Here is a 21,663-nt window from a genome sequence, read left to right as displayed (position 1 = left end):
GGGCTACCCCAAATGGCCGCACATCCCGCTTGGACACCCCGCCCAAGTCAGTCCGTATAGCGATGGCAGGTCTCCTGACTCGCGGGTCGAAGCTTTCTCCATCCTTCCCGGGAAGATCCCAGTGGATATCAATTGGAGTCGCTCACCGCTTACAGTTGCGGGGGCAGCTACGGGGTTGGCGCCTGATGGCTACACCTCACCGTATTCCCTATTATTCCCATCAGCCTTGGGCGATTGGGAACCATCGCTGGAGACACAATACTACGCCAGCGTGATTTACAAGGGAAAATTTACGCACGCCTTTTGATTAGGGCGAGGCGAGTGCCGCTGTCCTAATGTGTGGAGGAGCGGAGAAAATGTGTTCGAATCATGCCCAAAAGGATCGGGTGTGGCGAAACAAAGAAGGGAAAAGGAAGGGATTGTTTGCACAAAATTTGAAGAATGTTCTGCAATTGAGGTGCAATAGGGGGAGGGTGTAGGCATTGTTTCTGATTTGTGTGCCTCTCAAGATTTTTAGCAGAATGTATTGTTAAATTTATGTTTATTCGCGGAGCTGCTAGATTTTGTGGAGACAGTTATGACCGATAATGCAGATACAGGTAATTCCGTTGTCGTAACCGTGGGATGTGACCCGGTTGCTGAGGTGTTCATCAAGGAGACCGACAATGGTAATTTGTTCGTCGTTGTCCGTCCCGCCGATCCGACTGCAAAGCCGCTCGATTTTGATGGGGTCTTCTTCGACCTGTCAGATGATAGCACTCTGGGGTCGCTGAACTTCTCACCAGAACCCAACACGGGTTCAATCTTCTCTCCAGTGACATCCGTTCAGGCTGCGGCGGACAGTGTAAATTCACTGTCAAACGGTGCACAGGTTGCGCAAGATTACGACATTGGCGTTCAGTTCGGAACTGTTGATGGCTCTACGCAAGGTGAAGTGCCTCAGGCCAACTTTACATTGTTCTCAGATGATGGCCCACTGTCGCTTTCTGATCTGGATCTCGATAGCTTTGCTGTCGTGGTTGACAGTGATGGCGGTAATGGTCAGGTTCTTACGACCGGTGACACGCCTGATGCGGATCCAGTTTTTGTATCGACCGAAGTCTTGTTTGACGATTTCGATGATATCTACACACCTTCAGACAGCTCGATCGTTGAAAGTAACGATGGCTGGGTGGCTGCATATGACAAGCTGGTTACCAATGGGGCCAATGATGGCACGCTGACATTTAACGAGGTTGCCACCGAGGGGCCGGTGTCTTTGACACTCGATCTGACCACACACAATACCTATGTTTTCGAAAATTCAGGGCAGTATGCGGACAGCCTTCGCATCGAGGTGCGTTTGGACAATGGTGAATGGGTCCTGCTGGATGAATATCAAGTCAATGATGCGGGCACAGCGTTAGTCGGGTCTGAAACCGGACAATCTTTTGACACTTCAGGCGCAACCGTGACCTATTCGGGCGGCGTGCTGGATGATGTGTCAGATACGGCGCAGTTCCGTATCGTTTCAGATATCAGCGCAAACAACGAGGTTATTAAGGTCGACAACGTCTCTGTGACGGCAACGCAAGAAGTAGACGGCGTGCCTGCGCAGCCGGTCGAAACAGTTTTGTTGTCTGAAGATTTTGAAGATATCAACGACCCAGCCCAAAGCGACGCCATTGTGCGTGACGGACGTTGGGATGTTCGTGATGGTGAGCTGGTCACCGATGGCCACAATGATGGTGTTCTACGGCTTGCTCCGGTTGAAGCTGAAGGCGATGTCGAAATCAGTTTTGATGCGCGTGTAAATGATCCAAGCTTGTTTGAAAATGGCGGAGCTTATGGCGACAAGTTGTTGCTGCAGGTCCGTCTTGATGACGGCAGCTGGACGACACTCGATAAGTTTGAAGTGAACGCTGATGGCACGGCTCTCGTTGGAGACCGGACTGGAAATGAAATCGTGCAGGATGACACGTCGCTCACCTATCAGGGGGGGATCTTGGATGATGTCTCCGGTGAGGTCGAATTCCGTTTCGTGTCAAAAATCTCTGCTTCAAATGAGCAAATCACTTTGGACAACATCGAAGTTACTGCAACACAGGATGCGGTGGTGACTGAACCACATGATCCAAATACGGTTATGGTTGATTTCGATGATGCCTCTGCCGGGGATGTGGTTGCTGATCAATTCCAAGGTGTTACAGTATCTGCACAACGCAATGGTGATGCTGACGACAGTGAAAACGATGCGATGATCTTTGATACCAATGCACCAACTGGCGGCGACACGGATCTGTCCTTCTCCGATCAGGGCAACGCGGTGATCATCTCTGAAGACAATGACAGCTCCGATCCTGATGACAACGCAGGCGGTGGAACGATCAGTTTTGATTTTGAAGTGCCATCCGAAGTGGTTAGCCTCAACATTCTGGATGTTGAAGAAGCTGGTGGATCTGTTGATCTGTTCAACGCAGACGGCGATTTACTGCAGTCACTTGATATTCCAGCGACTGGCGACAATAGCCTGTTCACCCTTGATATCAACGTGGCAGGCGTCAGTGCATTTGACGTAAATCTTGTCGGCTCGGGGGCTGTGGATGACCTTAAATACATCCCTGAAGGTGGTGATAACGATAAAGCAGGCCAATACGATGTGGAATACATCGCCGGCGTGCCATTGGTGGAGCTTCCAGAAGAAGAAACACCTGACGACGCAGATGAAGACGATTTGCTACTTGCCTAAGGCAATGTGAATACAAAAAAGCCCGGCTGAAATCAGCCGGGCTTTTTATTTTACATACAAGTAATTAGTAGTCAGACACGAGCAAATGGTCGGGCGCTACGTCTTCTTCGACCTTCGCGAAACGTCCAATTTTCATTTCAAACACATTGTCGGTGCGATCATCATTTACGGTTGAGACCTCTCCAATCAGACAATCGCCTTTTTCGGCCCAGAAGGCATGCCAGATCCCAGGCATCAGCGTAACGCTTTCGCCGGGTTTGAGGCAGAGTTTGCCACCTGCGGGCAAGGTACGCAGTATGCCATCAGAGGGGACTGTTACATCTGAACTGCGATCAATATTGCCCTTCGCATCTGGGGCAAACAATTCAATGATCAGATCGCCGCCGCCACGGTTGATGATGTCCTCAGCTTTGAGGTTATGACGGTGCATGGGCGACAGTTGGTTTTCACGGGTGATCATGATCTTTTCCGCGTAAAGCATACCGCGCCCTGTGCTCAGATCTTCGACGGCGCCGTTGCGTGTGGTAAAGAGAAAGAGGCCCAATTCGTCAAATTTGCCTTGGCCATAGTCGGTTATGTCCCATCCCAGACCGCGGTCGCGGATCAGTTTGGCTTCGTCTCCGCGCATTTGCTCGGGGCTCCAGCTTGAAAAGGGGGGGAGGATGACCCCAAATTGCTTCATGAAGGCATGACCTTCGTGCAGGATTTCATTGATTTGAGAACGTTTCATACGATGTTACAACCTAGTGTGAGAGGAACTGAGGAAGATTAGTTTGGCAATTCGGAGCGCCAGGGCGGATTTGCTCCTTTGCGTGACACTGTGATTGCAGCAACTTGTGCTGCAAACGAAAGGCAGTCTGTCATATCCGTGCCTGATAGCGCACCTTTGGCGGCGGATGGGATCAGGCTGCGTTCATATAGAGCAGTCAGAAAGCCTGAATTGAACGTGTCGCCTGCACCAACTGTGTCAATGACATCAGCCTTTTGCGCCGCGACAGGAATGGTGTCTCCGTTCCTTTGAAAAGCGACCGCACCCTCGCTGCCTTTGGTCAGCAGCAATAGGCTGGGACCATGTTCTAAAATACGATTTGCTTTATCCTCTAGAGGGATGTTGCCGGGCACGAACCAGTTCAAATCTTCGTCCGAAAGCTTGACGATTTGCGCGACGCCTAAAAACCGTGTGAGACGATTGCGATAGGCCGTTTCGTCTTTTGCAAAGCCGGGGCGCACATTCGGGTCGATCATAATTGGTGCCTGCCCTTTGACCCGTTCTGCGAACGCTAGGTAGCTGTCTGCAGCGGGCGCGTTGCACAAGCTAATGCCCCCGAAAAACAATGCATCTAAATGTGGCAGGAGTGGGGGCAGATCTTCTGAAGTCAGCATCGCGCCAGCGCTGTTTTCATCGTAAAAGCTATAATTTGCATGCCCATCCTTAAGATGGACCATAGCCAGCGTCGTCAGCCGATCCGGGCGCACCACAAGAGATGTATCCACGTCTGAGGCTTCCAGTGCTTGCCGTAGCATATCTCCAAAACCATCCGTTGAGATAGCTGAAAAGAAGCTGACTGGTGCGCCTAGGCGCCCAAGCCCTATGGCTGTGTTGAAAACGGCTCCGCCGCAATGGGGCACATGTGCCAGTGCGCCGTCAGCAGTCTGTCCCGGCAGCATATCGATCAAAGCTTCCCCAGAGCATAAAATCATTCGAACGCGTCCTTTTTTCAAAGCGGCCGTCTGAAGAAGGCCGGGAGGGCAGGGTATTTGCGATATCCTATCACATCTTTAGGTGGGGGAGAGTCAATAAGTAAATTGAAGTGATGAATTATCTGCGTGGATTTTGTTTAATGTCTTGCGTGGAAGATGAGGATTTATCTATAACACGTCCCGTCGCGCCGTAGAGGTGCGCCTTTTTTATAGATAAAATAACCGCAGGAGATCGCATGCTGGACGCAGCCCCCATCCGCACCGACTGGACACGCGAAGAAGCCGACGCGTTGTACAACCAGCCCTTCATGGATCTTCTCTTTCAGGCGCAATCAGTGCACCGGCAGCACTTTGACCCCAATCAGGTTCAAAAATCAAAACTCTTGTCTATCAAGACAGGGGGGTGCCCAGAAGACTGTGCGTATTGTTCTCAGTCCGCGCGCAATGGAGCAAAGCTCTCGGCAGCCAAATTGATTGAGGTGGAACGCGTTATCGCGGAGGCGCGCAAGGCCAAGGCAGGTGGCGCAACCCGCTATTGCATGGGGGCTGCTTGGCGCTCGCCTAAAGAGCGCGACATGGACGCACTTGAAGCGATGATCCATGGCGTTAAAGAATTGGGTATGGAAACCTGCATGACATTGGGCATGCTGGAAGAGGATCAGGTGTTCCGGTTGCGGGACGCAGGGTTGGACTATTACAACCACAACATCGATACCTCAGAACGTTATTATAAAGAAATCATCACCACGCGGACCTTTGCGGATCGTATCGACACGCTAAATCGTGTGCGCGAAGCGGGGATCAAAGTCTGTGCAGGCGGGATCGTCGGTATGGGTGAGCAGCAGATGGACCGCATCGATATGCTGCTGGCGCTTGCAACACTTGAGGCGCATCCAGACTCCGTGCCGGTAAACATGCTGATCCCGATCCCCGATACACCGCTTGCGGACGTTGCAAAGCTGGACCCGATCGAATTCGTCCGCACGATTGCGCTTGCCCGGATTCTCATGCCCAAATCTCATGTGCGTTTGTCGGCAGGTCGCACGGATATGACAGATGAGTTGCAGGCGATGTGTTTCTTTGCGGGGGCAAATTCGATCTTTGTTGGAGATACGCTGTTAACAGCTGACAATCCAGAAGAAGACAGCGATCAGGCCCTGTTTGATCGCCTGGGCATTCAGGCCATGGCCGTGGGTTGTGACGGCAGTCGCTAATGACAGAACTCTTTGCGCGGCAGGATAAAATACTATCGGCTTTGCACACGCGGGGCCGATACCGCAGTCTAATGCCACGCGCTGGCTATGATTTTGCGTCAAATGACTATCTGGGTCTTGCCGAAAGTGATGCATTGCGCGAGGCGGCAGCCTCAGCAATTGCGCGCGGCGTGCCAGTTGGTGCGGGCGGCTCTCGGTTGTTGCGCGGTAATGCAGATGAACATGTCGCGCTCGAAAATGAAGCTGCTGCGTTCTTTGGGACTGATGCGGCATTGTTTATGGGCGGTGGTTTCAATGCAAACCTTGCTCTGTTTTCAACCCTGCCGTTGCAAGGGGATCTGGTGCTGTATGACGCACTGATCCACGCCAGTACGCATGATGGGATGCGCTTGGGGCGCGCGGATGTGCGCAGCTTTGCCCATAATGATGCGAATGATGCTGCGGCTCAGATCGCGCAATGGCGAGCCGAGGGTGGAACTGGTCAGATCTGGATTGCAGTCGAGGCGGTCTACTCTATGGATGGAGACATAGCACCTCTTGGTCATTTGAATGCTTTAGCGCTTCATCATGAGGCCTGCCTTATTATCGATGAAGCTCATGCCACGGGCGTGTTTGGCCCCAATGGACGTGGAGTAGCACATCAGATTGCAGCTCAGTCCCATGTGTTGAGTCTGCATACCTGTGGCAAAGCGCTCGGCGTTTCAGGGGCACTTATCTGTGGTCATCGCCTTTTGATCGATATGCTGGTGAACAAGGCGCGTGCCTTTATTTACGCGACAGCCCCTTCGCCTCTGAATGCAGCCTTAGTGCGGGCCGTACTCCGGTTGCTAAAGGACACCCCCGGTTTGCAACGCCGCGCGTATGAAACGGTACAGCATGCACAGACCGAAGCCGCGCGGCTTTGTGGGTTAAAATCCTATGAGACCCAAATCTTGCCGGTAGTCCTTGGCGAAGACAAATCAGCACTTGCCGTCGCTGCTAAGATGCAAGAGCGCGGGTACGATATACGTCCCATACGGCCGCCAACCGTGCCAAGAGGAACCGCGCGTTTGCGGTTGTCTATAACGCCCAACGTCTCACAAGATGTGATAACACAGATGTTTACCGACCTGGCTTATGAGATGGAGCAGCGAACATGACCGCTCTTGTTGTAGCTGGGACTGATACAGACATTGGCAAAACTGTCTTTTCTGCTGGGCTGACACTGGCGCTGGGGGCCAGTTATTGGAAGCCTGTTCAATCCGGTCTCGCAGATGAAACGGACAGCACCTGTATCACCCGCCTTACAGGGCAACCTGTCTTGAAAGAGGCATATAGATTGACGTTGCCCGCCTCTCCTCATCTGTCGGCCGAGGCCGAAGGCGTTGAAATAGATTGCAAGCACCTGCAGTTGCCCAGTGTCGACGGCCCATTGATTGTTGAAGGGGCAGGCGGCCTTATGGTGCCGCTCAATCGAAAGACACTTTATCTGGATCTTTTTGCAGCCTGGGGCGCGCCGATCGTGCTCTGCGCCCGGACCGAGCTTGGCACGATCAACCATAGTCTGTTGTCTCTCAAAGCTCTTGCAGAAGCAGGCTGCCGTGTTGTGGGCGTGGCTTTTATTGGTACGTCTGAACCTCAGGTCGAAGAGACAATTTGCGCCTTTGGCAATGTCGCTCACCTTGGCTGTTTGCCGCGTCTTGATCCGCTAACGCCTGAGGTCTTGGGTGCAGCCTTTAAAGCACACATCGACCTAGAGACCATTCAAAAGGCGATGGCATGACCAACGAGCTGAGCCCGCTAGAATTTGATCAGAAACATCTCTGGCATCCTTATACCAACGTCACAAAACCGGGACCGACCTTTGTCGTCAAGGAGGCAGAAGGTGTTCATATCACGCTGGATGACGACACACGTCTGATTGACGGCATGTCATCTTGGTGGTGCATGATGCATGGACATCGGAACGCTGAAATTACGGCTGCTATCCATGAGCAGCTGGACCGGCTTCCGCATGTGATGTTTGGCGGGCTGACCCATGATCCCGCCATTGATCTTGGTCGAAAGTTGCTGGAAATCACCCCTGAAAGTCTGACACGTATCTTTTACTGCGATTCTGGCTCGGTCTCTGTTGAGGTCGCGATGAAGATGGCGGTGCAATATCAGCATGCAATGGGTTTTGCAGGTCGCAGTGAATTTGCGACGATCCGTTCAGGCTATCATGGCGACACCTGGAAAGCCATGAGCGTGTGTGACCCCGACACCGGAATGCACCATCTTTTTCAGGGCGCGCTGAGTGTGCAGCATTTCGTGTCGCGCCCACCGATCCGCTATGGGCAAGACTGGAGTGATGTCTCCAGCGAAAATGGCTTGGCAGAGCTGCGTGAGGTCTTAGAGGCGGGGCGCGATAAAATAGCTGCTTTCATTCTGGAACCCGTGGTGCAGGGAACGGGTGGAATGTATTTCTATCATCCCGAATATCTAAATCAGGTGCGTCACCTCTGTGATGAACTTGGTATCTTGTTGATCTTTGATGAGATCGCGACAGGCTTTGGGCGAACCGGCGCGCTTTTTGCAACAGACCTGACCACAATTGAGCCTGATATTATTTGTCTCGGCAAAGGGTTGACGGGGGGGCATATCTCTTTTGCGACGACACTGACCAATGATCGCGTTGCAGAGGGGATCGGCGGTGGCACTCCCGGTATCTTCATGCATGGGCCGACTTATATGGCCAACCCTCTGGCCTGTGTGGCAGCCAAGGCCGCACTGGATCTTTTAACGGGACAGGACTGGGCAGCGCGTGTACAGGCGCTTTCCAAGCAAATGGAGCAGGAGTTAGCACCTGCTCGCAACTTTGCAAATGTGGCTGACGTGCGTGTTTTAGGGGCAATTGGCGTGATTGAGATGACGCATCAGGTGTCTGCGGATGCTGCTCACGCGCGGACGCGCGATCTGGGCGTGTTTTTACGTCCTTTTGGTAAAAATATTTACACGATGCCGCCTTATATCACATCTGAGGATGAGCTGAGCCAGATAACTGCCGGCATGCTCCTTCTCGCACAGGAGCTTTGACCGGTGCAGATGCGGTGGTTAACGCAAGGTTTGTCATCAGATCTTATCGTATTTTTTGGCGGCTGGGCCGTTGGAGATGGCGTTCTTGCTGCTATGCCTGTGACCCATGATGTTCTGTTTGTGGATGACTATCGCACAGTAAATCTGAACCTACCCGACTTGTCTCACTATCGTGAGACAACGCTGATTGCATGGTCTTTCGGCGTCGCCGCATATGGCCATTGGTGGGCTGAAAAGGGGCAAGATGCGCATAAGTTCACCCGTCAAATTGCGCTGTGCGGTAGCTTGGATCCTGTAAGTTTACGCAAAGGCATTCCACCGCGCATTTTTAAAGCCACAAGGGATGGGTTGAGCGTGGAAAGCTATCAGGCGTTTTTGTCTAATAGCTTTGGAGCGCGACAAGCGCGCACATCCATTGACCTAGAGACCCGCCGTGCAGAACTTGATGCGGTTGCGGCGCGCGGGGCTGCGCCAGATCCGGGATTTGATCGTATCTGGATTGCCAGCAACGACAAGATCTTTCCAAGGGCAAATTTGGAACGGGCGTGGGATGGGCAGCCTCAGGCTTTTGTTGCTGCACCTCATGTGCCCTTTGCCTCCTTTGATCGCTGGGATGGGCTGTGGAGGTGACGGAACAAACCCCTTTTCAGACCCGTGTTGAAAACAGCTTTCGTCGCGGTCTTGCGACTTACCACGGTGCTGCACGCGCGCAGGCTGCAGGCGCGGCGCAATTGATAGATTGCCTCACACAAGTCGTTGGCGCGCCGCGCCTGTTTCCGCGCGTCTTTGAATTTGGCTGTGGAACCGGCCATCTTACCGAGGCGTTTTTGGCGCAATACCGTGTCACAAACATGTGGTTGAATGATCTTGTGGCAGATGCGGAAACTATAGTGCGGGCCAAAGTTTCTGAGACACAGGTGAATCTTCAGTTTCAGGCAGGCCCTGTAGAGACGGTGTTGATACCCAAGGACTTGGACTTAATTCTCTCAGGTTCGACTCTGCAATGGGTTGAGGATATTCCCGGCTTGCTAAATCATTTGGCAGATCACCTCGCACCGGGGGGGCTGTTGGTGTTGTCCACATTTGGTGAACAGCAATTTACGCAGCTGCGTGCACTTGGCTCAAAATCTTTTGCACCCAGCTATACAAACGCAGATCAGTTAAAGCATGTGCTACCCGCTTCTATGGTTATGCGAAGGATAGAGCAGTCGCCGCACGATCTCTATTTTCCAACGACGCGTGATATTTTACGCCATCTGCGCGACACCGGTGTGAATGGTCGCGCCCAGGCCCCATGGAGCCGTCGCAAGCTGGCGACATTTGACCAGACTTATAAAACACGATTTGCCTGTCAATCTGGACTGCCGCTTACTTATGATCCGGTTTTTATGGTCGCAGAGAAAATTTGAGCGGATGATCTGGGTGCAAACAGCGTATGATATTTTGCGCCTGAATTATTGAGCAATTTTTGATACGGCAACATAAGAAATTGTCTCACCATTTAAGAAATATTTTATTTTTCTAACGAAAGCGCCGCAATTCCTCGACAAAGCGTCGTTTTATGCCCGATAAGGAGCCATCAATCTGTCGCAGGCTTGCCACAGAACAATTTACCGGACTGCGTGTAGTCCGTGTAACATATAAACGGGGAATTTTATGATGATGCTTAAGACCCTTGCCGCCACAATGGGCGCGCTTTCTTTTGCCAGTGTCGCAGCTGCTGCTGATCTGGGCGCTGTCGATAAGCCGATCAAACTTGCGGTGAATGAATGGACTGGCCAGCATATCACGACGCATATCGCAGCCAACATGCTCAAAGAGGCTGGATATCAAGTCGAATTTGTTGCTGCTGGCATGATGAACCAGTTTCAGCCCCTTGCAGATGGTGACATCCATGCAACGCTAGAGATTTGGTCTTCAAACGTTTCTGATGAATACGCCAAAAAGGTCTCAGAAGGCACTGTCGTTGAACTGGGCGGGCTTGAGCTGGATGCCAAGGAAGGCATCGCCTATCCTGCGCATGTGGCAGAGCTGTGCCCCGGTTTGCCAGCGTGGGAAGCGTTGAAAGCTTGCGCGCCGCTGTTTGCGACCGCCGAAACCCTGCCTGCAGGTCGTTTGGTTGACTACCCCGCTGATTGGGGCACGCCGGGTGCGGATCGCATGACGGGATTGGAATTGCCGTTTAAGGCCGTTCCTGCGGGTTCAGAAGCGGCTTTGATTGTTGAACTGAAAGCAGCCTCTGAGCGCAAAACGCCTCTGCTGGTCACATTTTGGCAACCGCATTGGGCAATGTCTGCGTATGACGTTCAATTCGTGGACCTCCCAGCGGGCGAAGATGCCTGCTTTAACGATGCATCCTGGGGGCCAAATCCCAATGCGGTAAATGATTGTGATTTCTCACCATCCCGTATTTTTAAAGCAGGCTGGTCTGGTCTTGCGGAAACCTGGCCTGCAGCGGCGGAAATTTTGACCAACTACACATTGGCAGTTGAAGACCAACAGCCAATGATGGGCGCTGTTGATGTGGATGGCGGAAAGGTCGAAGAGGTTGTGGCAGCATGGATGGCTGAGAACGAAGCCAAATGGCGCCCAGTTGTTGATGCGGCGACCAAGTGAGCCTGTCACGTGAGTTCTGAAAAAAAGAATGCAATTACCTGCCAGAATGTCTGGCAGGTTTTTGGCCCCGATCCAGACCAAGCTTTAAAAGCGGCGCTGGATCAACATGAAACAGCGGACGAAGCTGCAGCTGCCCTGCGCGCCTCTGGCCATATTCCAGCTGTGCAGGACGCAAATTTTCAAGTCAAAGAGGGTGAGCTGTTTGTCATTATGGGCCTGTCTGGCTCTGGCAAATCAACGCTGATCCGCTGTATTTCTCATCTTCTTCATGCCACGCATGGTAAGATCCTGATTGATGACGAAAACATTGTCTCGGCCAGTGAAAAGCGCCTTATCGAGTTACGCCGCAATAAGCTGGGGATGGTGTTCCAGCATTTCGGCCTGTTCCCACATATGACTGTGGTTGATAACGTGGCTTATCCTCTGCGTGTACAGGGCATGCGTAAATCAGAGCGCCTTGCAAAAGCGCGTGAAGTGATTGAGCTGGTGGGCCTGAAAGGGCGCGAAGACTATTTCCCGCGTGAGCTCTCTGGTGGTCAGCGTCAGCGTGTTGGTATTGCGCGCTCTCTGGTGGCAGATTGCTCTGTCTGGTTCTTGGATGAACCCTTTTCAGCCCTTGATCCTTTGATCCGCCGACAGCTTCAGGATGAATTTTTACAAATTCAGGAAAAGCTGAAAACGACCATTGTGTTTATTACACATGACATCAATGAAGCCCTGAAACTGGCTGACCGGATTGCAATTATGCGGGATGGCAAGGTTGTGCAGATCGGCACACCATCTGAAATCGTGCTAAATCCCGTTGATGACTATGTGCGCGAATTCTCAAAAGACGTTGCCAAGGGGCAACATGCCAAACTGCACAGCATGATGCAGACCGGACCGGGTTTGGTGTATGGGGCCGACGATCCCGGCTTGCGCACGGATATGACGATTGATGAAGCCTTGGCCCGCTGTATGTCGCTTTATGAACCTGTTCCCGTGCATGGTGAAGATGGCGCTGTTGTCGGCGTGGTCAATCCTGCTGAATTGGCTGCAGCCCTGCAGGTGGAGCATTCATGATTGCATCGATGACAACAGGAACAAAAGCGGCAGCGCTGGCGGTGATCGTCGGCGCGTTGTGCCTTTTGCTGGAAGGGGCAGCTCCCTGGCTGAGCACCTATCCGGCCACATGGGTGCTGCCCCTGACCGATTGGGTTGGCAGTGTGGTCGGCGGTTTCCTTGCAGTGGTGAAACCTTTTGCCCGGCTGTTTTCTGATTTTATGTCCTATCCGATGGATTGGGCCAAGATTGGTTTGAATGCGGCCCCCTGGCCCTTGCTCCTTGGGATTGTGTTGGCGCTTGGCTGGCGGACGGGGGGCTGGCCGATGTTGCTGATGGCGGCTATCGGCATGGCCCTCGTGTTGGTCTCCGGTTATTGGGAGCAGGGGATGAACACCCTTGCACTTGTGGCGGTTTCAGTGCCTCTCGCGCTTTTAATCGGCGCAGGGATCGGGATTTTGGCCAATGAAATCCCACGTCTGCGTGAGCCGGTTCAAATGGTGCTCGATGTTATGCAGACCGTGCCAACCTTTGCCTATTTGACGCCACTTCTTGTGCTGTTCGGATTTGGTCCTGTCGTCGGGCTTGTTGCATCAGCGATCTATGCAGCGCCTCCCATGGCGCGCAATGTTTTGCTTGGCCTTCAACGCATAGAACCGGAAATCAAAGAGGCCGCCATCATGGCAGGTGGAACACGCCGCCAGCAGTTGTTTCAGGTAGAGCTTCCTGCAGCCATGACGCAGATCATGGTTGGGGTGAACCAATGTCTTATGGCGGCTTTGTCGATGGTGATTATCGCAGCCGTAATCGGGGGCTTCAACGACATTGGCTGGGAAGTTCTGTTGACGATGCGCAAAGGCTGGTTTGGCCAAAGCCTCATGGCTGGCATGGTGATTGTGATTTTCGCAATCCTAATCGACCGTATGAGCGGAATGCTCGCGCAGGAGCGCAAGCCACAGTTTGATCGTCGAATTTCATGGGGCTTGGTGGTTTTGGGGGCCGTGATTGGTGTTGCGACCTTGGGGAAACTGGGCAACACAGCCGACTATGCAATGCTGGAACCTGTCACAAAACAGGTGGACGCGGGGCTAACAGCTTTCACAACAGCAAATGCAGAATGGTTGACCTCATTCAAGAACAACGCCTTGTTCTATGTGCTGCTGCCTTTGCGGATCGGCTTGGATCAAGCGGTGTTACCATTCACCTGGGGGTTCATGTGGACGCCACAAATGAGCCTCGGGCTTTTTGGCCTTGCCGCGCTTCTGGCTGTTGGGTTGATGGCTTCTGGACGCGTGCTGGCTGGCTTGGTTGTTTTGATTCTGTTTGGGATTCTTGAAACAGGGGTGTCACAGCTGCCATGGCCCTTTGCTTTGGTCGCGGCTGGAGGCCTCGCATGGTCAGCAGGAGGCAGAAAACTTGCTATTCTCATCGTGGCCCTGTTGGCTAGCATTCTGCTTGCGGGCCTCTGGGAGCGCGCGCTTTTGTCACTCTATCTGTCCGGTGTTTCGGTCTTTGCATGTGCGCTGATTGGAGGCCTGATTGGTTTGCTAAGCGCTGTATTTCCGATGGTCTGGAAAGTGGTGCGCCCAATTTGTGACATGTTGCAGACGATCCCGCTTTTCGTCTTTCTGATTCCTATTCTTATGGTGTTTCAGATCGGAGAATTCTCTGCCTTTTTAGCTATCATCGCATATGCGATCGTCCCGATGATCCGCTATACACGGCAAGGGTTGGTAGAAACCCCGGATGAGATGATCGAAGGCGCAATCGCATCTGGAGCGACGAAATGGCAAATGCTGTTCCATATCCGCGCGCCTTATGCGGCACCAACGATCTTGCTCGGGCTAAATCAGACCATCTTATATGCGTTTGCGATGCTGGTGATTGCTGCTTTGATCGGCACCACTGGGTTGGGGCAGTCGATCTATCTTGCGCTCAATCAGGCAGATGTGGGCTTGGGCCTATCTGCTGGTGCTGCGATGGCAATTCTCGCTTTTGGCGCAGATCGTATTGTGCAGGGCTTTGCTGAAGGGCGTCGCAGGGCGCTTGGCCTTTGAGAAAAGGTAATTGGGGGCGTTGTATTGCGCCCCCATCTCTTCAATCTTATGTGTAAGCGATGGCGCAAGTGCCGCCTGTGCAGAAGGTCGAGATCAAGATGAATTTAGCCTATATCATGACATCTGAACGTGGTGCGACGGACCGTTTGCTGAGCGCGCTGGCAGAGGCATTGGCTGATGCGGGCCTTCGAACCGCTGGTATCGTTCAGACCAATATCGAGTGCGGTGATACTGAGCTGTGTGATATGGATGTCAGGGTTCTTCCAGATGGGCAGACTATTCGGATTTCTCAGTCCTTGGGGCGGCAATCTCGCGGGTGTCGGTTAAATCCAGAAGCCTTGGAGCAGGCCGTGGCACACGTGCAAAATAGTCTGATAGCAAAGACTACGCCGGATGTGCTTTTGGTTAACAAGTTTGGAAAACATGAAGCAGATGGGCGCGGTATGCGCGAGGTCATTGCCGAGGCACTTGCGTTGGATATTCCCGTTATTTCTGGGGTGAATCGACTAAATTTTGATGCTTTTCAAGAATTTGCAGGCGGTGAGGCAGAAGCAGCACCCCATGAAATCTCTGAGCTTGTCGCGTGGGTAAAAAAATCAAAAACACACATAGAATAATGTAGCTTTATAAATTTTATTTATAAAACAATAATTTATCGCATCTTCTGTGAGTTTTTAGGTTGTGGATAAAATCTGTATAAATCCACCATCTTTACTTTTTAAAATTTTAAAAATGTAAAGATGGTGGGCGACCCTGGAATCGAACCAGGCGTGCGTCTCCGCGAGGGAGTTACAGTCCCCTGCCACACCTTGCGGCCTGTCGCCCACTGTCAGGTGAGTGTTGCACCTAACGTGGAGGCGTGATTACTAGCGACATGAATTGGCGTCAACAGCAAAATCACCAGAATTTTGCAATTGGGCCAAAAACTTTTGTCTGGAGCAGGAAATGTCCAAAAAACCCAAATGGGTCGTCGAAAAAGAACAGGCCAAAAAGGTCGCAAATGCCGAAACTGTATGGCTTTTTGGTTTGCATGCTGTGCGCGATGCTCTCATGAATCCAGCACGTACAAAGCTGCGGTTGATTGTGACTTTGAATGCCGAGAACAAGCTGGCTGATGCGATAGCTGAAGCTGGGATCGCGCCTGAGGTTGTTGATCCGAGAAAATTCAATGCACCTCTTGATCCTAACTCCGTGCATCAGGGGGCTGCGCTTGAGGTTAAGCCACTAAATTGGGGTGGACTGGCGGAAAACTGCATCGGTCGAGAGGTGCCGCGTGTGCTGCTGTTGGATCGTGTAACTGATCCGCATAACGTGGGGGCTATTTTGCGGTCGGCGGAAGTACTGGGAGCCAGTGCGGTGATTGGCACACGTCATAATTCCGCCCCGGAAACAGGTGCTCTCGCCAAAACGGCAAGTGGCGCTTTGGAACGGCAACCCTATCTGCGCGTGCGCAATCTTGCAGATACAATTGTCGAGCTTCAACAAATGGGGTTCATTGTGCTTGGCCTTGATGGCGAGGCGGAAGCGACGATTGAACAGGCCCTGGAGACACGCAAAGATCGTCCCGTGGCTTTGGTCCTGGGTGCTGAAGGCCCCGGCTTGCGTCAAAAAACCAAAGAAACTGTGGATCAACTGGTTAAAATAGATGCAGCTGGCGGGTTTGGATCGCTCAACGTCTCAAATGCAGCAGCAATTGCTCTATATGCTTCTATAGCACGTTAAATTCATCCGGAGGATAGGCGTATCGCACTCAAACACACAAAGATCCTGACCTGCTGTTATTGCAGTGCACAGACGGCCTACAGTCCGTCTAAAGGCACAGTGGCGGCATTGCGGTGTTCTAACTGCGGTGCGCCTTTTGCAGCACAGCCGTCGCGTCCTGTAAAGATGCAGAAAACTCCAGTCTCCCATCTTGAAGGTGGCGTGAAAAGGGAGGTCGGCAAAAGCAAGAAAGCAATGAAGAAGGTTAAAAAGAAAAAACGTAAATCTGTGCTGTCTTCTCTCTTCAAAGAAGCGATCGATGTCATCGAAGATATTTTCGACTAATACAGCTGTCACAAAGGCATCACATGTGCGTTAACCGTATTGAAACGTAGCAAAAATCGCGCAAGCTAGACACCTCATCCGATTGAACTAGGGACGCCGTGTTATGCGTAACTCCATAATTGCTTTTTGCCTCGGACTCGCGACGTCGACTATGGGTGCACCTGTTTGGGCGCAGGCAGATGAAATGCCTGTCTATTCAGTTCAGCAAGGTGTCGCTATTTCGGGTTTCGACCCAGTTTCGTTCTTTTATGAAGATGCGCCGCTTCTTGGGCAGGATGCATATACTGTTATGTGGAAAGGCGTGGTTTGGCGCTTTTCATCGGCTGAAAACCAGCAAATGTTTGAAGCAAACCCACGCGCTTTCGCGCCCAAATACGGTGGCTATTGTGCTTATGCGATGTCACAGGGCAATTTGATGGACGGCAACCCACAGCACTGGGAGATTGTTGATGGACAATTGTATTTGCTGTTTAGTCCTGCGGTGAAAGATCTCTGGCTTAAAAACCGCACTGCGCTACAAGAACTTGCCGATGACAATTGGCCCGAGGTTATTCGCCCCTAATTGCCTATCCTATAAAGGTTTCACACCTTGGTAACAAAAGTGCGAGTCCCTCTTTAAAATTCCGCTTAAGACATCAGATTATATATAGAGACTGCAAAACGGAACCTTGCAGATCTCTTCACTGTCCCTCGTTCCGCACTTCGCGCCCAGCATTGACTGGGCGCTTTTTTCTTTAAACTGTAGTCGCAAATGCACCGCGCAATCAGAGATGCAATTATGAGCTCAGTTGATAAAATTCTTGATGACATATTCAAAGAGACACGCACGATCGCTGTGATCGGCGCATCTCCCAAACCAGAACGGCCAAGCCATTATGTCGGCGCTTATCTACGCGCACGTGGCTATAAGATTATCGGAGTTAACCCCGGGCATCCGGGTCGGATGATGTTTGGCGAACCCGTTGTCGCTCACCTGTCTGACATCCAGCATACCGTTGACATGATTGATATCTTTCGCCGCAGTGATCACGTGCTTTCAGTTGTTGAAGACGCAATTGAAGCTCTTCCAGGTTTGCAAACCGTTTGGATGCAGCTTGGCATTTTCAATGCGGAGGCTGCGGATCTGGCAGAAGCACAAGGCATGCGGGTGATACAGGACCGCTGCCCCAAGATCGAATTCCCACGGCTATACGGCGAGAAAACTCTGCCTGAAATCAAAGGTTAGCTTGCAGGGCGCGCGGCTTTTTCGTCGATGCCGCTGATCCCTTGACGTTGCGCAAGCTCGTTGAGCACGTCTTCAAACGCAATCCCTTGTGATTGAAGCATGACGAGCAGGTGGAACATCACGTCAGCACTTTCAGAAATCACGCCTTCGCGGTTGCCTTTGACCGCTTCAATGATGGCTTCTACAGCTTCTTCGCCAAACTTCTCCGCGCATTTTTCTGGACCTTTGGACAACAGTTTTGCGGTCCAGCTGCTGGACGGGTCAGCTGATGCGCGTTCAGCGATTGTGCGGGTCAATTCGTCTAATACACTCATAGCTGGTTGTCCTTTAGGTAAGACGCATCGGGATGCCTTTGGCGATCATATGCTCTTTGGCTTCTTGAATTGTATATTCGCCAAAGTGGAAAATGGACGCAGCCAAAACAGCATTTGCACGGCCTTCGGTCACACCTTCGACTAAATGATCCAGATTGCCCACGCCACCAGATGCGATAACGGGCACATCAACGGCATCTGAAATTGCGCGTGTCAGTGGCAGGTTAAATCCTGATTTTGTGCCGTCGCGATCCATTGATGTCAGCAGAATTTCCCCGGCACCTTTTGCCACCACAGTTTTGGCAAACTCCACCGCGTCGATGCCGGTCCCCTTTCGGCCGCCATGGGTGAAGATTTCCCATTTGCCGGGAGAAACGGTTTTTGCGTCAATCGCACAGATAATGCATTGGCTGCCGAATTGATCTGCGCTTTCAGCAATCACATCGGGGTTTGCCACAGCTGCAGAATTGAACGAAACCTTGTCAGCCCCTGCAAGTAACAAAGCACGTACATCTTCTTTGCTGCGAACACCGCCGCCCACTGTCAGGGGCACGAAACACTGTTCTGCGGTTCGGCGAACCATATCGAACATTGTGCCGCGGTTTTCATGCGTTGCGTGGATGTCGAGGAAACAAATTTCATCCGCGCCAGCAGCATCATAAGCTTTGGCGGATTCAACTGGATCGCCTGCGTCGCGCAGGCCAACGAAGTTTACGCCCTTGACCACGCGGCCATCAGCAACGTCAAGGCAGGGTATGATACGGGTCTTTAACATGGCGCTGTTATGGCGCGAAACAACGGATGAGAAAAGTCCTATTCGCCTTTTGCGACACGGCGGATAGCTGCGCGCATGATTGCCGTATGAAAAGGCATGATCGTTGCGAGGTAAGCTTTCCCAAAAAAATTATGTGTGTGTACCCAGGTGGATAGGAAAATCTGACCTTCCTCCTTTAAAACTGTAATGCGGAAGTTGAGATGGCGATCATCATAGCCATACTGCAATTCTGTTTCAGTCTGGTATGTGATGGGGAATTGTAGAGATGACGAGGCCTCTGACTGTTGCTCCGCGAAATCTTGAGTATTCTTCAGGCCCAATGGCGCAACAAGCATGTTACGTAACTGCAAAAGAGATTGCGTCCACGCTGGTACATGCATAGCCAGCGACGCAGCCTTGATAAGAGATAGATCAGACTGACACGCGTAACAGTCTAAAAAGTCGTTGGATTGATGGATTTGAAATACACCTGCTTGAGAAGGCAAATGTGTTTTATAAAACTGGGACATCGTAAAACTCCTCTGCTTGAATGCTCTCAGTTAAACATAATTTGCGGTAGGACGGCTCCGTGCCGGGTTGTCGCACAGATGGGCAAAATGTCGCATAGGGTCTTTGTGGCTATCGAATAAAATAGGTATGTCGAAAAAGTGATTGGCCAGCCGGTTTGGTCTTATGTGAATTGACCACAGAATTCTTATTTTAGAGGAGTTAAAATGAAGTCACTACTATTAGCAGGAGTTATTGCCTTGACCAGTGCAATCCCCGCCGCCGCCGAACTGATCAAAGTTCCCAGCCAGAAATCTGTTTCAGCCTCGCTTGATGCCCTTGAAGCGGCTTTGGCTAAAGCTGGCGCAACCGTTTTTGCGCGCGTAGATCACGCAGGTGGAGCGGCAAAGGTTGATCTAGAGCTCAACGATTCACAGCTTTTGGTGTTTGGAAACCCCAAGCTGGGCACACCCGCGATGCAATCTGACCTACGTGCAGGCCTGTTTCTGCCTTTGAAAGTGCTCGCTTACAAAGATGACGATGGGCAGGTTTGGTTGACCTATGAAGATCCAGCTGAGATGTTCAGCGGTCTGGATATCGCTGCAGATGCACCATTTGTCGCTAAAATGACAGGCGCATTGGGCAAGCTGACAGCTGCTGCTGCTGAGTAAGACGGCCGATAGAAAATATGGGGTGTGGCCCGAACTGCAGGCCCCCCTAACAGGCTATCTTTGCTATAAGATGCAAGCCGACATTTTGAACGCAACAATTAAGATGTCTCGCTTTGGAACAGAGCCAGTCCAGTTCTTAGGTGCGCTTCACTTTAGATGGGCTAATGTTGTGTGCGCCTAAGAACTTAACGGCATGTGATCGACAGGCCACAAGAGGCCGTTGGTCGATTCCAGTTCTGGCTCAGCCTTGTTTTACGTCAAAGCTAAACTTATCTGAAAGCCGATAAATGATTGGCTTGCATCTATGACATTAGAACGACGTATCGCCCGCGTATTTAATTTAACAGACGACAATTGGATGAAACACGCGAACCCGTGGAGTGTGTGGACGCGGTATTCTGTGCTGCCGCTCATTGTCTTTGCGTTCTGGAGCCGTCTTTGGATCGGTTGGTGGTGTTTGATCCCGGCAGGCGCAGCCTTGCTGTGGGTGTTTTTGAATCCGATCGTATTTAACCGGCCAAAATCAACAAAAAACTGGGCATCCAAGGCTGTCTTGGGGGAACGAGTTTACCTCAACCGGGATATCGTCGAAATCCCAGTTATCCATGATACTCCCCTATATAAGATCCTGAACACCATCTCGTTTACTGGGGTGATGATAGCGACTTGGGCCATCATTTATTATTCTATCTGGGGCGCCGTCTTAGGTGTAGCTTTGGCCTATTTAGGGAAGAGTTGGTATCTTGATCGCATGGTCTGGCTCTACGAGATGATGAAATCTCGCGATGCAGAATATCAAAAATGGGACTATTAAAGTTATATAGCATACAACTTCTTTTACAGTCGCCTTTTGATCAAATGACCGTAAGGACGCAAAAGGCGACTACTTTATTCAGTGTTTGGCACACCCCAGTTTGCAACAGCCACTGAGGACTTTGGAACCTATTTTAGGTTTTCAGAACTTCAAGGGCCTCTTTCAGATCAATCGCGCCATCATAAAGTGCCCGCCCTGAGATCGCACCATTCAAAGGAGCTCCACAGGATTTGAGCGCTTCCAAATCTGCCAGCGACGAGACGCCACCAGAGGCGATCACCGGAATAGAGACCGCACGGGCGAGATCTGCCGTTGCTTGCACATTTGGCCCTTTCATAGCCCCATCGCGCAAAATATCGGTATAGATAATCGCTGCGACACCTGCATCTTCGAAGGATTTGGCGAGGTCTGTGACCAAGACATCTGTTTCTTCTGCCCAGCCTTTGGTGGCGACTTTACCGTTGCGGGCATCAATCCCTACAGCAACTTTGCCGGGAAAGTTGCGTGCGGCGTCTTTAACGAGATCAGGATTTTCAACCGCTACAGTGCCCAGAATGACACGTGCGAGGCCTTTGTCCAGCCAACGTTCGATTGTGCTCATATCGCGGATGCCGCCCCCCAGTTGGGCAGGGACTTTACACTGGGCAAGGATTTCTTCGACTGGCGCTGCATTGACCGGCTCTCCGGCAAAGGCACCGTTGAGATCGACAAGATGCAACCAGTCACATCCGGCCTCAACAAACTCCAGCGCTTGCGCGGCAGGATTGTCATTAAAGACAGTTGTTTTGTCCATATCGCCGTGCAAAAGGCGCACGGCCTGTCCATCTTTTAGGTCAATCGCTGGGTAGAGGATCATCGTCTTGGTCCTGTCGTGAAACTGTCGTTGGCCTTTTGCACCGCTTGGCGATCTAATACAACGGT

The 21,663-nt window shown here is 51.7% G+C and carries 23 protein-coding genes, 1 tRNA gene and 1 riboswitch; of the genes, 17 read left to right on the top strand and 7 right to left on the bottom strand.

The features are described 5' to 3' along the window. Positions 1 to 47: 47 nt before the first annotated feature. Positions 48 to 261, bottom strand: a riboswitch (cobalamin riboswitch). Positions 262 to 577: 316 nt separating this feature from the next. Continuing rightward, positions 578 to 2,728, top strand: a complete 2,151-nt coding sequence (locus BLP79_RS09920; RefSeq protein ID WP_090218566.1) for a hypothetical protein — start codon at positions 578 to 580, stop codon at positions 2,726 to 2,728. 64 nt (positions 2,729 to 2,792) lie between these two features. Here BLP79_RS09920 and BLP79_RS09915 read toward each other — a convergent pair whose 3' ends face one another. Next, positions 2,793 to 3,458, bottom strand: a complete 666-nt coding sequence (locus BLP79_RS09915; protein ID WP_090218565.1) for a D-lyxose/D-mannose family sugar isomerase — start codon at positions 3,456 to 3,458, stop codon at positions 2,793 to 2,795. A 38-nt stretch (positions 3,459 to 3,496) separates the two neighbouring features. Further along, on the bottom strand, positions 3,497 to 4,429 hold the full coding sequence (locus tag BLP79_RS09910) for a carbohydrate kinase family protein (RefSeq protein ID WP_090218564.1): 933 nt from the start codon (positions 4,427 to 4,429) through the stop codon (positions 3,497 to 3,499). A 236-nt stretch (positions 4,430 to 4,665) separates the two neighbouring features. Here BLP79_RS09910 and bioB point away from each other — a divergent pair, with 236 nt between their 5' ends. From bioB to BLP79_RS09860, 10 genes are all read left to right on the top strand, one after another. Further along, the gene (bioB, locus tag BLP79_RS09905) at positions 4,666 to 5,643 is read left to right on the top strand and encodes a biotin synthase BioB (RefSeq protein ID WP_090218562.1); all 978 of its coding nucleotides are present in this window, start codon (positions 4,666 to 4,668) and stop codon (positions 5,641 to 5,643) included. Beyond that, positions 5,643 to 6,782 carry an 8-amino-7-oxononanoate synthase gene (locus BLP79_RS09900; protein ID WP_090218560.1) on the top strand — a complete coding sequence of 380 codons (1,140 nt, stop codon included), beginning with the start codon at positions 5,643 to 5,645 and terminating at the stop codon, positions 6,780 to 6,782. The genes bioB and BLP79_RS09900 overlap by 1 nt, the downstream gene beginning before the upstream one ends. Continuing rightward, the gene (gene bioD, locus BLP79_RS09895; protein WP_090218559.1) at positions 6,779 to 7,405 is read left to right on the top strand and encodes a dethiobiotin synthase; all 627 of its coding nucleotides are present in this window, start codon (positions 6,779 to 6,781) and stop codon (positions 7,403 to 7,405) included. Before BLP79_RS09900 ends, bioD begins: the two co-directional genes overlap by 4 nt. Further along, complete coding sequence (gene bioA / locus BLP79_RS09890; RefSeq protein ID WP_090218557.1) at positions 7,402 to 8,697, top strand: adenosylmethionine--8-amino-7-oxononanoate transaminase; 1,296 nt, start codon at positions 7,402 to 7,404, stop codon at positions 8,695 to 8,697. The genes bioD and bioA overlap by 4 nt, the downstream gene beginning before the upstream one ends. Positions 8,698 to 8,706: 9 nt before the next feature. Then, positions 8,707 to 9,327: a pimeloyl-ACP methyl esterase BioG family protein gene (locus BLP79_RS09885; protein WP_232716168.1), complete on the top strand. Its 621-nt coding sequence runs from the start codon at positions 8,707 to 8,709 to the stop codon at positions 9,325 to 9,327. Beyond that, positions 9,324 to 10,106, top strand: a complete 783-nt coding sequence (locus BLP79_RS09880; RefSeq protein WP_232716170.1) for a methyltransferase domain-containing protein — start codon at positions 9,324 to 9,326, stop codon at positions 10,104 to 10,106. Before BLP79_RS09885 ends, BLP79_RS09880 begins: the two co-directional genes overlap by 4 nt. Before the next feature lie 250 nt (positions 10,107 to 10,356). After that, a complete protein-coding gene (locus BLP79_RS09875; protein WP_232716229.1) occupies positions 10,357 to 11,313 on the top strand; it encodes an ABC transporter substrate-binding protein in 957 nt (318 codons plus the stop codon). A 9-nt stretch (positions 11,314 to 11,322) separates the two neighbouring features. Continuing rightward, positions 11,323 to 12,375, top strand: coding sequence for a quaternary amine ABC transporter ATP-binding protein (locus tag BLP79_RS09870; RefSeq protein ID WP_090218551.1), 1,053 nt, complete (start codon positions 11,323 to 11,325; stop codon positions 12,373 to 12,375). After that, complete coding sequence (locus BLP79_RS09865) at positions 12,372 to 14,411, top strand: ABC transporter permease (RefSeq protein ID WP_090218549.1); 2,040 nt, start codon at positions 12,372 to 12,374, stop codon at positions 14,409 to 14,411. Before BLP79_RS09870 ends, BLP79_RS09865 begins: the two co-directional genes overlap by 4 nt. 98 nt (positions 14,412 to 14,509) lie before the next feature. Then, positions 14,510 to 15,028, top strand: a complete 519-nt coding sequence (locus tag BLP79_RS09860) for a DUF2478 domain-containing protein (protein ID WP_090218766.1) — start codon at positions 14,510 to 14,512, stop codon at positions 15,026 to 15,028. Positions 15,029 to 15,152: 124 nt separating this feature from the next. Here BLP79_RS09860 and BLP79_RS19695 read toward each other — a convergent pair. Further along, positions 15,153 to 15,236, bottom strand: a tRNA-Tyr gene (locus BLP79_RS19695). Positions 15,237 to 15,356: 120 nt separating this feature from the next. Here BLP79_RS19695 and rlmB point away from each other — a divergent pair. The 4 genes from rlmB to BLP79_RS09845 all read left to right on the top strand — a co-directional run bounded on the left by rlmB (position 15,357) and on the right by BLP79_RS09845 (position 17,682). Further along, a complete protein-coding gene (rlmB, locus tag BLP79_RS09855; protein ID WP_090218765.1) occupies positions 15,357 to 16,133 on the top strand; it encodes a 23S rRNA (guanosine(2251)-2'-O)-methyltransferase RlmB in 777 nt (258 codons plus the stop codon). 99 nt (positions 16,134 to 16,232) lie between these two features. After that, on the top strand, positions 16,233 to 16,457 hold the full coding sequence (locus tag BLP79_RS19500; protein WP_139163190.1) for a hypothetical protein: 225 nt from the start codon (positions 16,233 to 16,235) through the stop codon (positions 16,455 to 16,457). A 103-nt stretch (positions 16,458 to 16,560) separates the two neighbouring features. Further along, entirely contained in the window at positions 16,561 to 17,019 is a 459-nt protein-coding gene (locus BLP79_RS09850; RefSeq protein WP_232716172.1) for a YHS domain-containing (seleno)protein, read from the top strand. A 216-nt stretch (positions 17,020 to 17,235) separates the two neighbouring features. Beyond that, on the top strand, positions 17,236 to 17,682 hold the full coding sequence (locus BLP79_RS09845) for a CoA-binding protein (RefSeq protein WP_090218546.1): 447 nt from the start codon (positions 17,236 to 17,238) through the stop codon (positions 17,680 to 17,682). On the opposite strand, the gene BLP79_RS09840 is transcribed toward BLP79_RS09845, so the two are convergent. Genes BLP79_RS09840 through BLP79_RS09830 form a run of 3 tightly spaced genes read right to left on the bottom strand, consistent with a single transcriptional unit; the run spans position 17,679 to position 19,280 of the window. After that, positions 17,679 to 17,996, bottom strand: a complete 318-nt coding sequence (locus BLP79_RS09840) for a phosphoribosyl-ATP diphosphatase (RefSeq protein WP_090218545.1) — start codon at positions 17,994 to 17,996, stop codon at positions 17,679 to 17,681. The two genes, BLP79_RS09845 and BLP79_RS09840, sit on opposite strands and share 4 nt — an antisense overlap. Positions 17,997 to 18,009: 13 nt before the next feature. Then, positions 18,010 to 18,771: an imidazole glycerol phosphate synthase subunit HisF gene (gene hisF / locus BLP79_RS09835; RefSeq protein WP_090218543.1), complete on the bottom strand. Its 762-nt coding sequence runs from the start codon at positions 18,769 to 18,771 to the stop codon at positions 18,010 to 18,012. 38 nt (positions 18,772 to 18,809) lie between these two features. Continuing rightward, entirely contained in the window at positions 18,810 to 19,280 is a 471-nt protein-coding gene (locus BLP79_RS09830; protein WP_090218542.1) for a DUF2867 domain-containing protein, read from the bottom strand. A gap of 204 nt (positions 19,281 to 19,484) precedes the next feature. Between BLP79_RS09830 and BLP79_RS09825 the strand changes: the two genes are divergently transcribed. Further along, positions 19,485 to 19,928 carry a DUF302 domain-containing protein gene (locus BLP79_RS09825; RefSeq protein WP_090218540.1) on the top strand — a complete coding sequence of 148 codons (444 nt, stop codon included), beginning with the start codon at positions 19,485 to 19,487 and terminating at the stop codon, positions 19,926 to 19,928. Between the two features lie 304 nt (positions 19,929 to 20,232). Beyond that, entirely contained in the window at positions 20,233 to 20,742 is a 510-nt protein-coding gene (locus BLP79_RS09820) for a DUF6653 family protein (RefSeq protein ID WP_090218538.1), read from the top strand. 133 nt (positions 20,743 to 20,875) lie between these two features. On the opposite strand, the gene hisA is transcribed toward BLP79_RS09820, so the two are convergent. Continuing rightward, the gene (gene hisA / locus BLP79_RS09815; protein WP_090218537.1) at positions 20,876 to 21,598 is read right to left on the bottom strand and encodes a 1-(5-phosphoribosyl)-5-[(5-phosphoribosylamino)methylideneamino]imidazole-4-carboxamide isomerase; all 723 of its coding nucleotides are present in this window, start codon (positions 21,596 to 21,598) and stop codon (positions 20,876 to 20,878) included. Positions 21,599 to 21,663: the final 65 nt, after the last annotated feature.

This window comes from Epibacterium ulvae (genome assembly GCF_900102795.1).
In the GTDB taxonomy this organism is placed as follows: Bacteria; Pseudomonadota; Alphaproteobacteria; order Rhodobacterales; family Rhodobacteraceae; genus Epibacterium; species Epibacterium ulvae.
The sequence above is the reverse complement of the archived record's forward strand: the minus strand, read 5'-3'. Positions and strand labels throughout refer to the sequence as shown.

Excerpts from the sequence above, each read along its gene's own strand:
- BLP79_RS09910 (WP_090218564.1), bottom strand. The coding sequence starts at position 4,429 with ATGATTTTATGCTCTGGGGAAGCTTTGATCGATATGCTGCCGGGACAG.
- BLP79_RS09875 (WP_232716229.1), top strand. The coding sequence starts at position 10,357 with ATGATGCTTAAGACCCTTGCCGCCACAATGGGCGCGCTTTCTTTTGCC.
- BLP79_RS09860 (WP_090218766.1), top strand. The coding sequence starts at position 14,510 with ATGAATTTAGCCTATATCATGACATCTGAACGTGGTGCGACGGACCGT.
- BLP79_RS09825 (WP_090218540.1), top strand. The coding sequence starts at position 19,485 with ATGAAGTCACTACTATTAGCAGGAGTTATTGCCTTGACCAGTGCAATC.
- hisA (WP_090218537.1), bottom strand. The coding sequence starts at position 21,598 with ATGATCCTCTACCCAGCGATTGACCTAAAAGATGGACAGGCCGTGCGC.
- BLP79_RS09920 (WP_090218566.1), top strand. The coding sequence starts at position 578 with ATGACCGATAATGCAGATACAGGTAATTCCGTTGTCGTAACCGTGGGA.
- BLP79_RS09865 (WP_090218549.1), top strand. The coding sequence starts at position 12,372 with ATGATTGCATCGATGACAACAGGAACAAAAGCGGCAGCGCTGGCGGTG.
- rlmB (WP_090218765.1), top strand. The coding sequence starts at position 15,357 with ATGTCCAAAAAACCCAAATGGGTCGTCGAAAAAGAACAGGCCAAAAAG.
- BLP79_RS09900 (WP_090218560.1), top strand. The coding sequence starts at position 5,643 with ATGACAGAACTCTTTGCGCGGCAGGATAAAATACTATCGGCTTTGCAC.
- hisF (WP_090218543.1), bottom strand. The coding sequence starts at position 18,771 with ATGTTAAAGACCCGTATCATACCCTGCCTTGACGTTGCTGATGGCCGC.
- BLP79_RS09850 (WP_232716172.1), top strand. The coding sequence starts at position 16,561 with ATGCGTAACTCCATAATTGCTTTTTGCCTCGGACTCGCGACGTCGACT.
- BLP79_RS09885 (WP_232716168.1), top strand. The coding sequence starts at position 8,707 with ATGCGGTGGTTAACGCAAGGTTTGTCATCAGATCTTATCGTATTTTTT.
- BLP79_RS09830 (WP_090218542.1), bottom strand. The coding sequence starts at position 19,280 with ATGTCCCAGTTTTATAAAACACATTTGCCTTCTCAAGCAGGTGTATTT.
- bioB (WP_090218562.1), top strand. The coding sequence starts at position 4,666 with ATGCTGGACGCAGCCCCCATCCGCACCGACTGGACACGCGAAGAAGCC.
- bioA (WP_090218557.1), top strand. The coding sequence starts at position 7,402 with ATGACCAACGAGCTGAGCCCGCTAGAATTTGATCAGAAACATCTCTGG.
- BLP79_RS09845 (WP_090218546.1), top strand. The coding sequence starts at position 17,236 with ATGAGCTCAGTTGATAAAATTCTTGATGACATATTCAAAGAGACACGC.
- BLP79_RS09820 (WP_090218538.1), top strand. The coding sequence starts at position 20,233 with ATGACATTAGAACGACGTATCGCCCGCGTATTTAATTTAACAGACGAC.
- BLP79_RS09915 (WP_090218565.1), bottom strand. The coding sequence starts at position 3,458 with ATGAAACGTTCTCAAATCAATGAAATCCTGCACGAAGGTCATGCCTTC.
- BLP79_RS09840 (WP_090218545.1), bottom strand. The coding sequence starts at position 17,996 with ATGAGTGTATTAGACGAATTGACCCGCACAATCGCTGAACGCGCATCA.
- bioD (WP_090218559.1), top strand. The coding sequence starts at position 6,779 with ATGACCGCTCTTGTTGTAGCTGGGACTGATACAGACATTGGCAAAACT.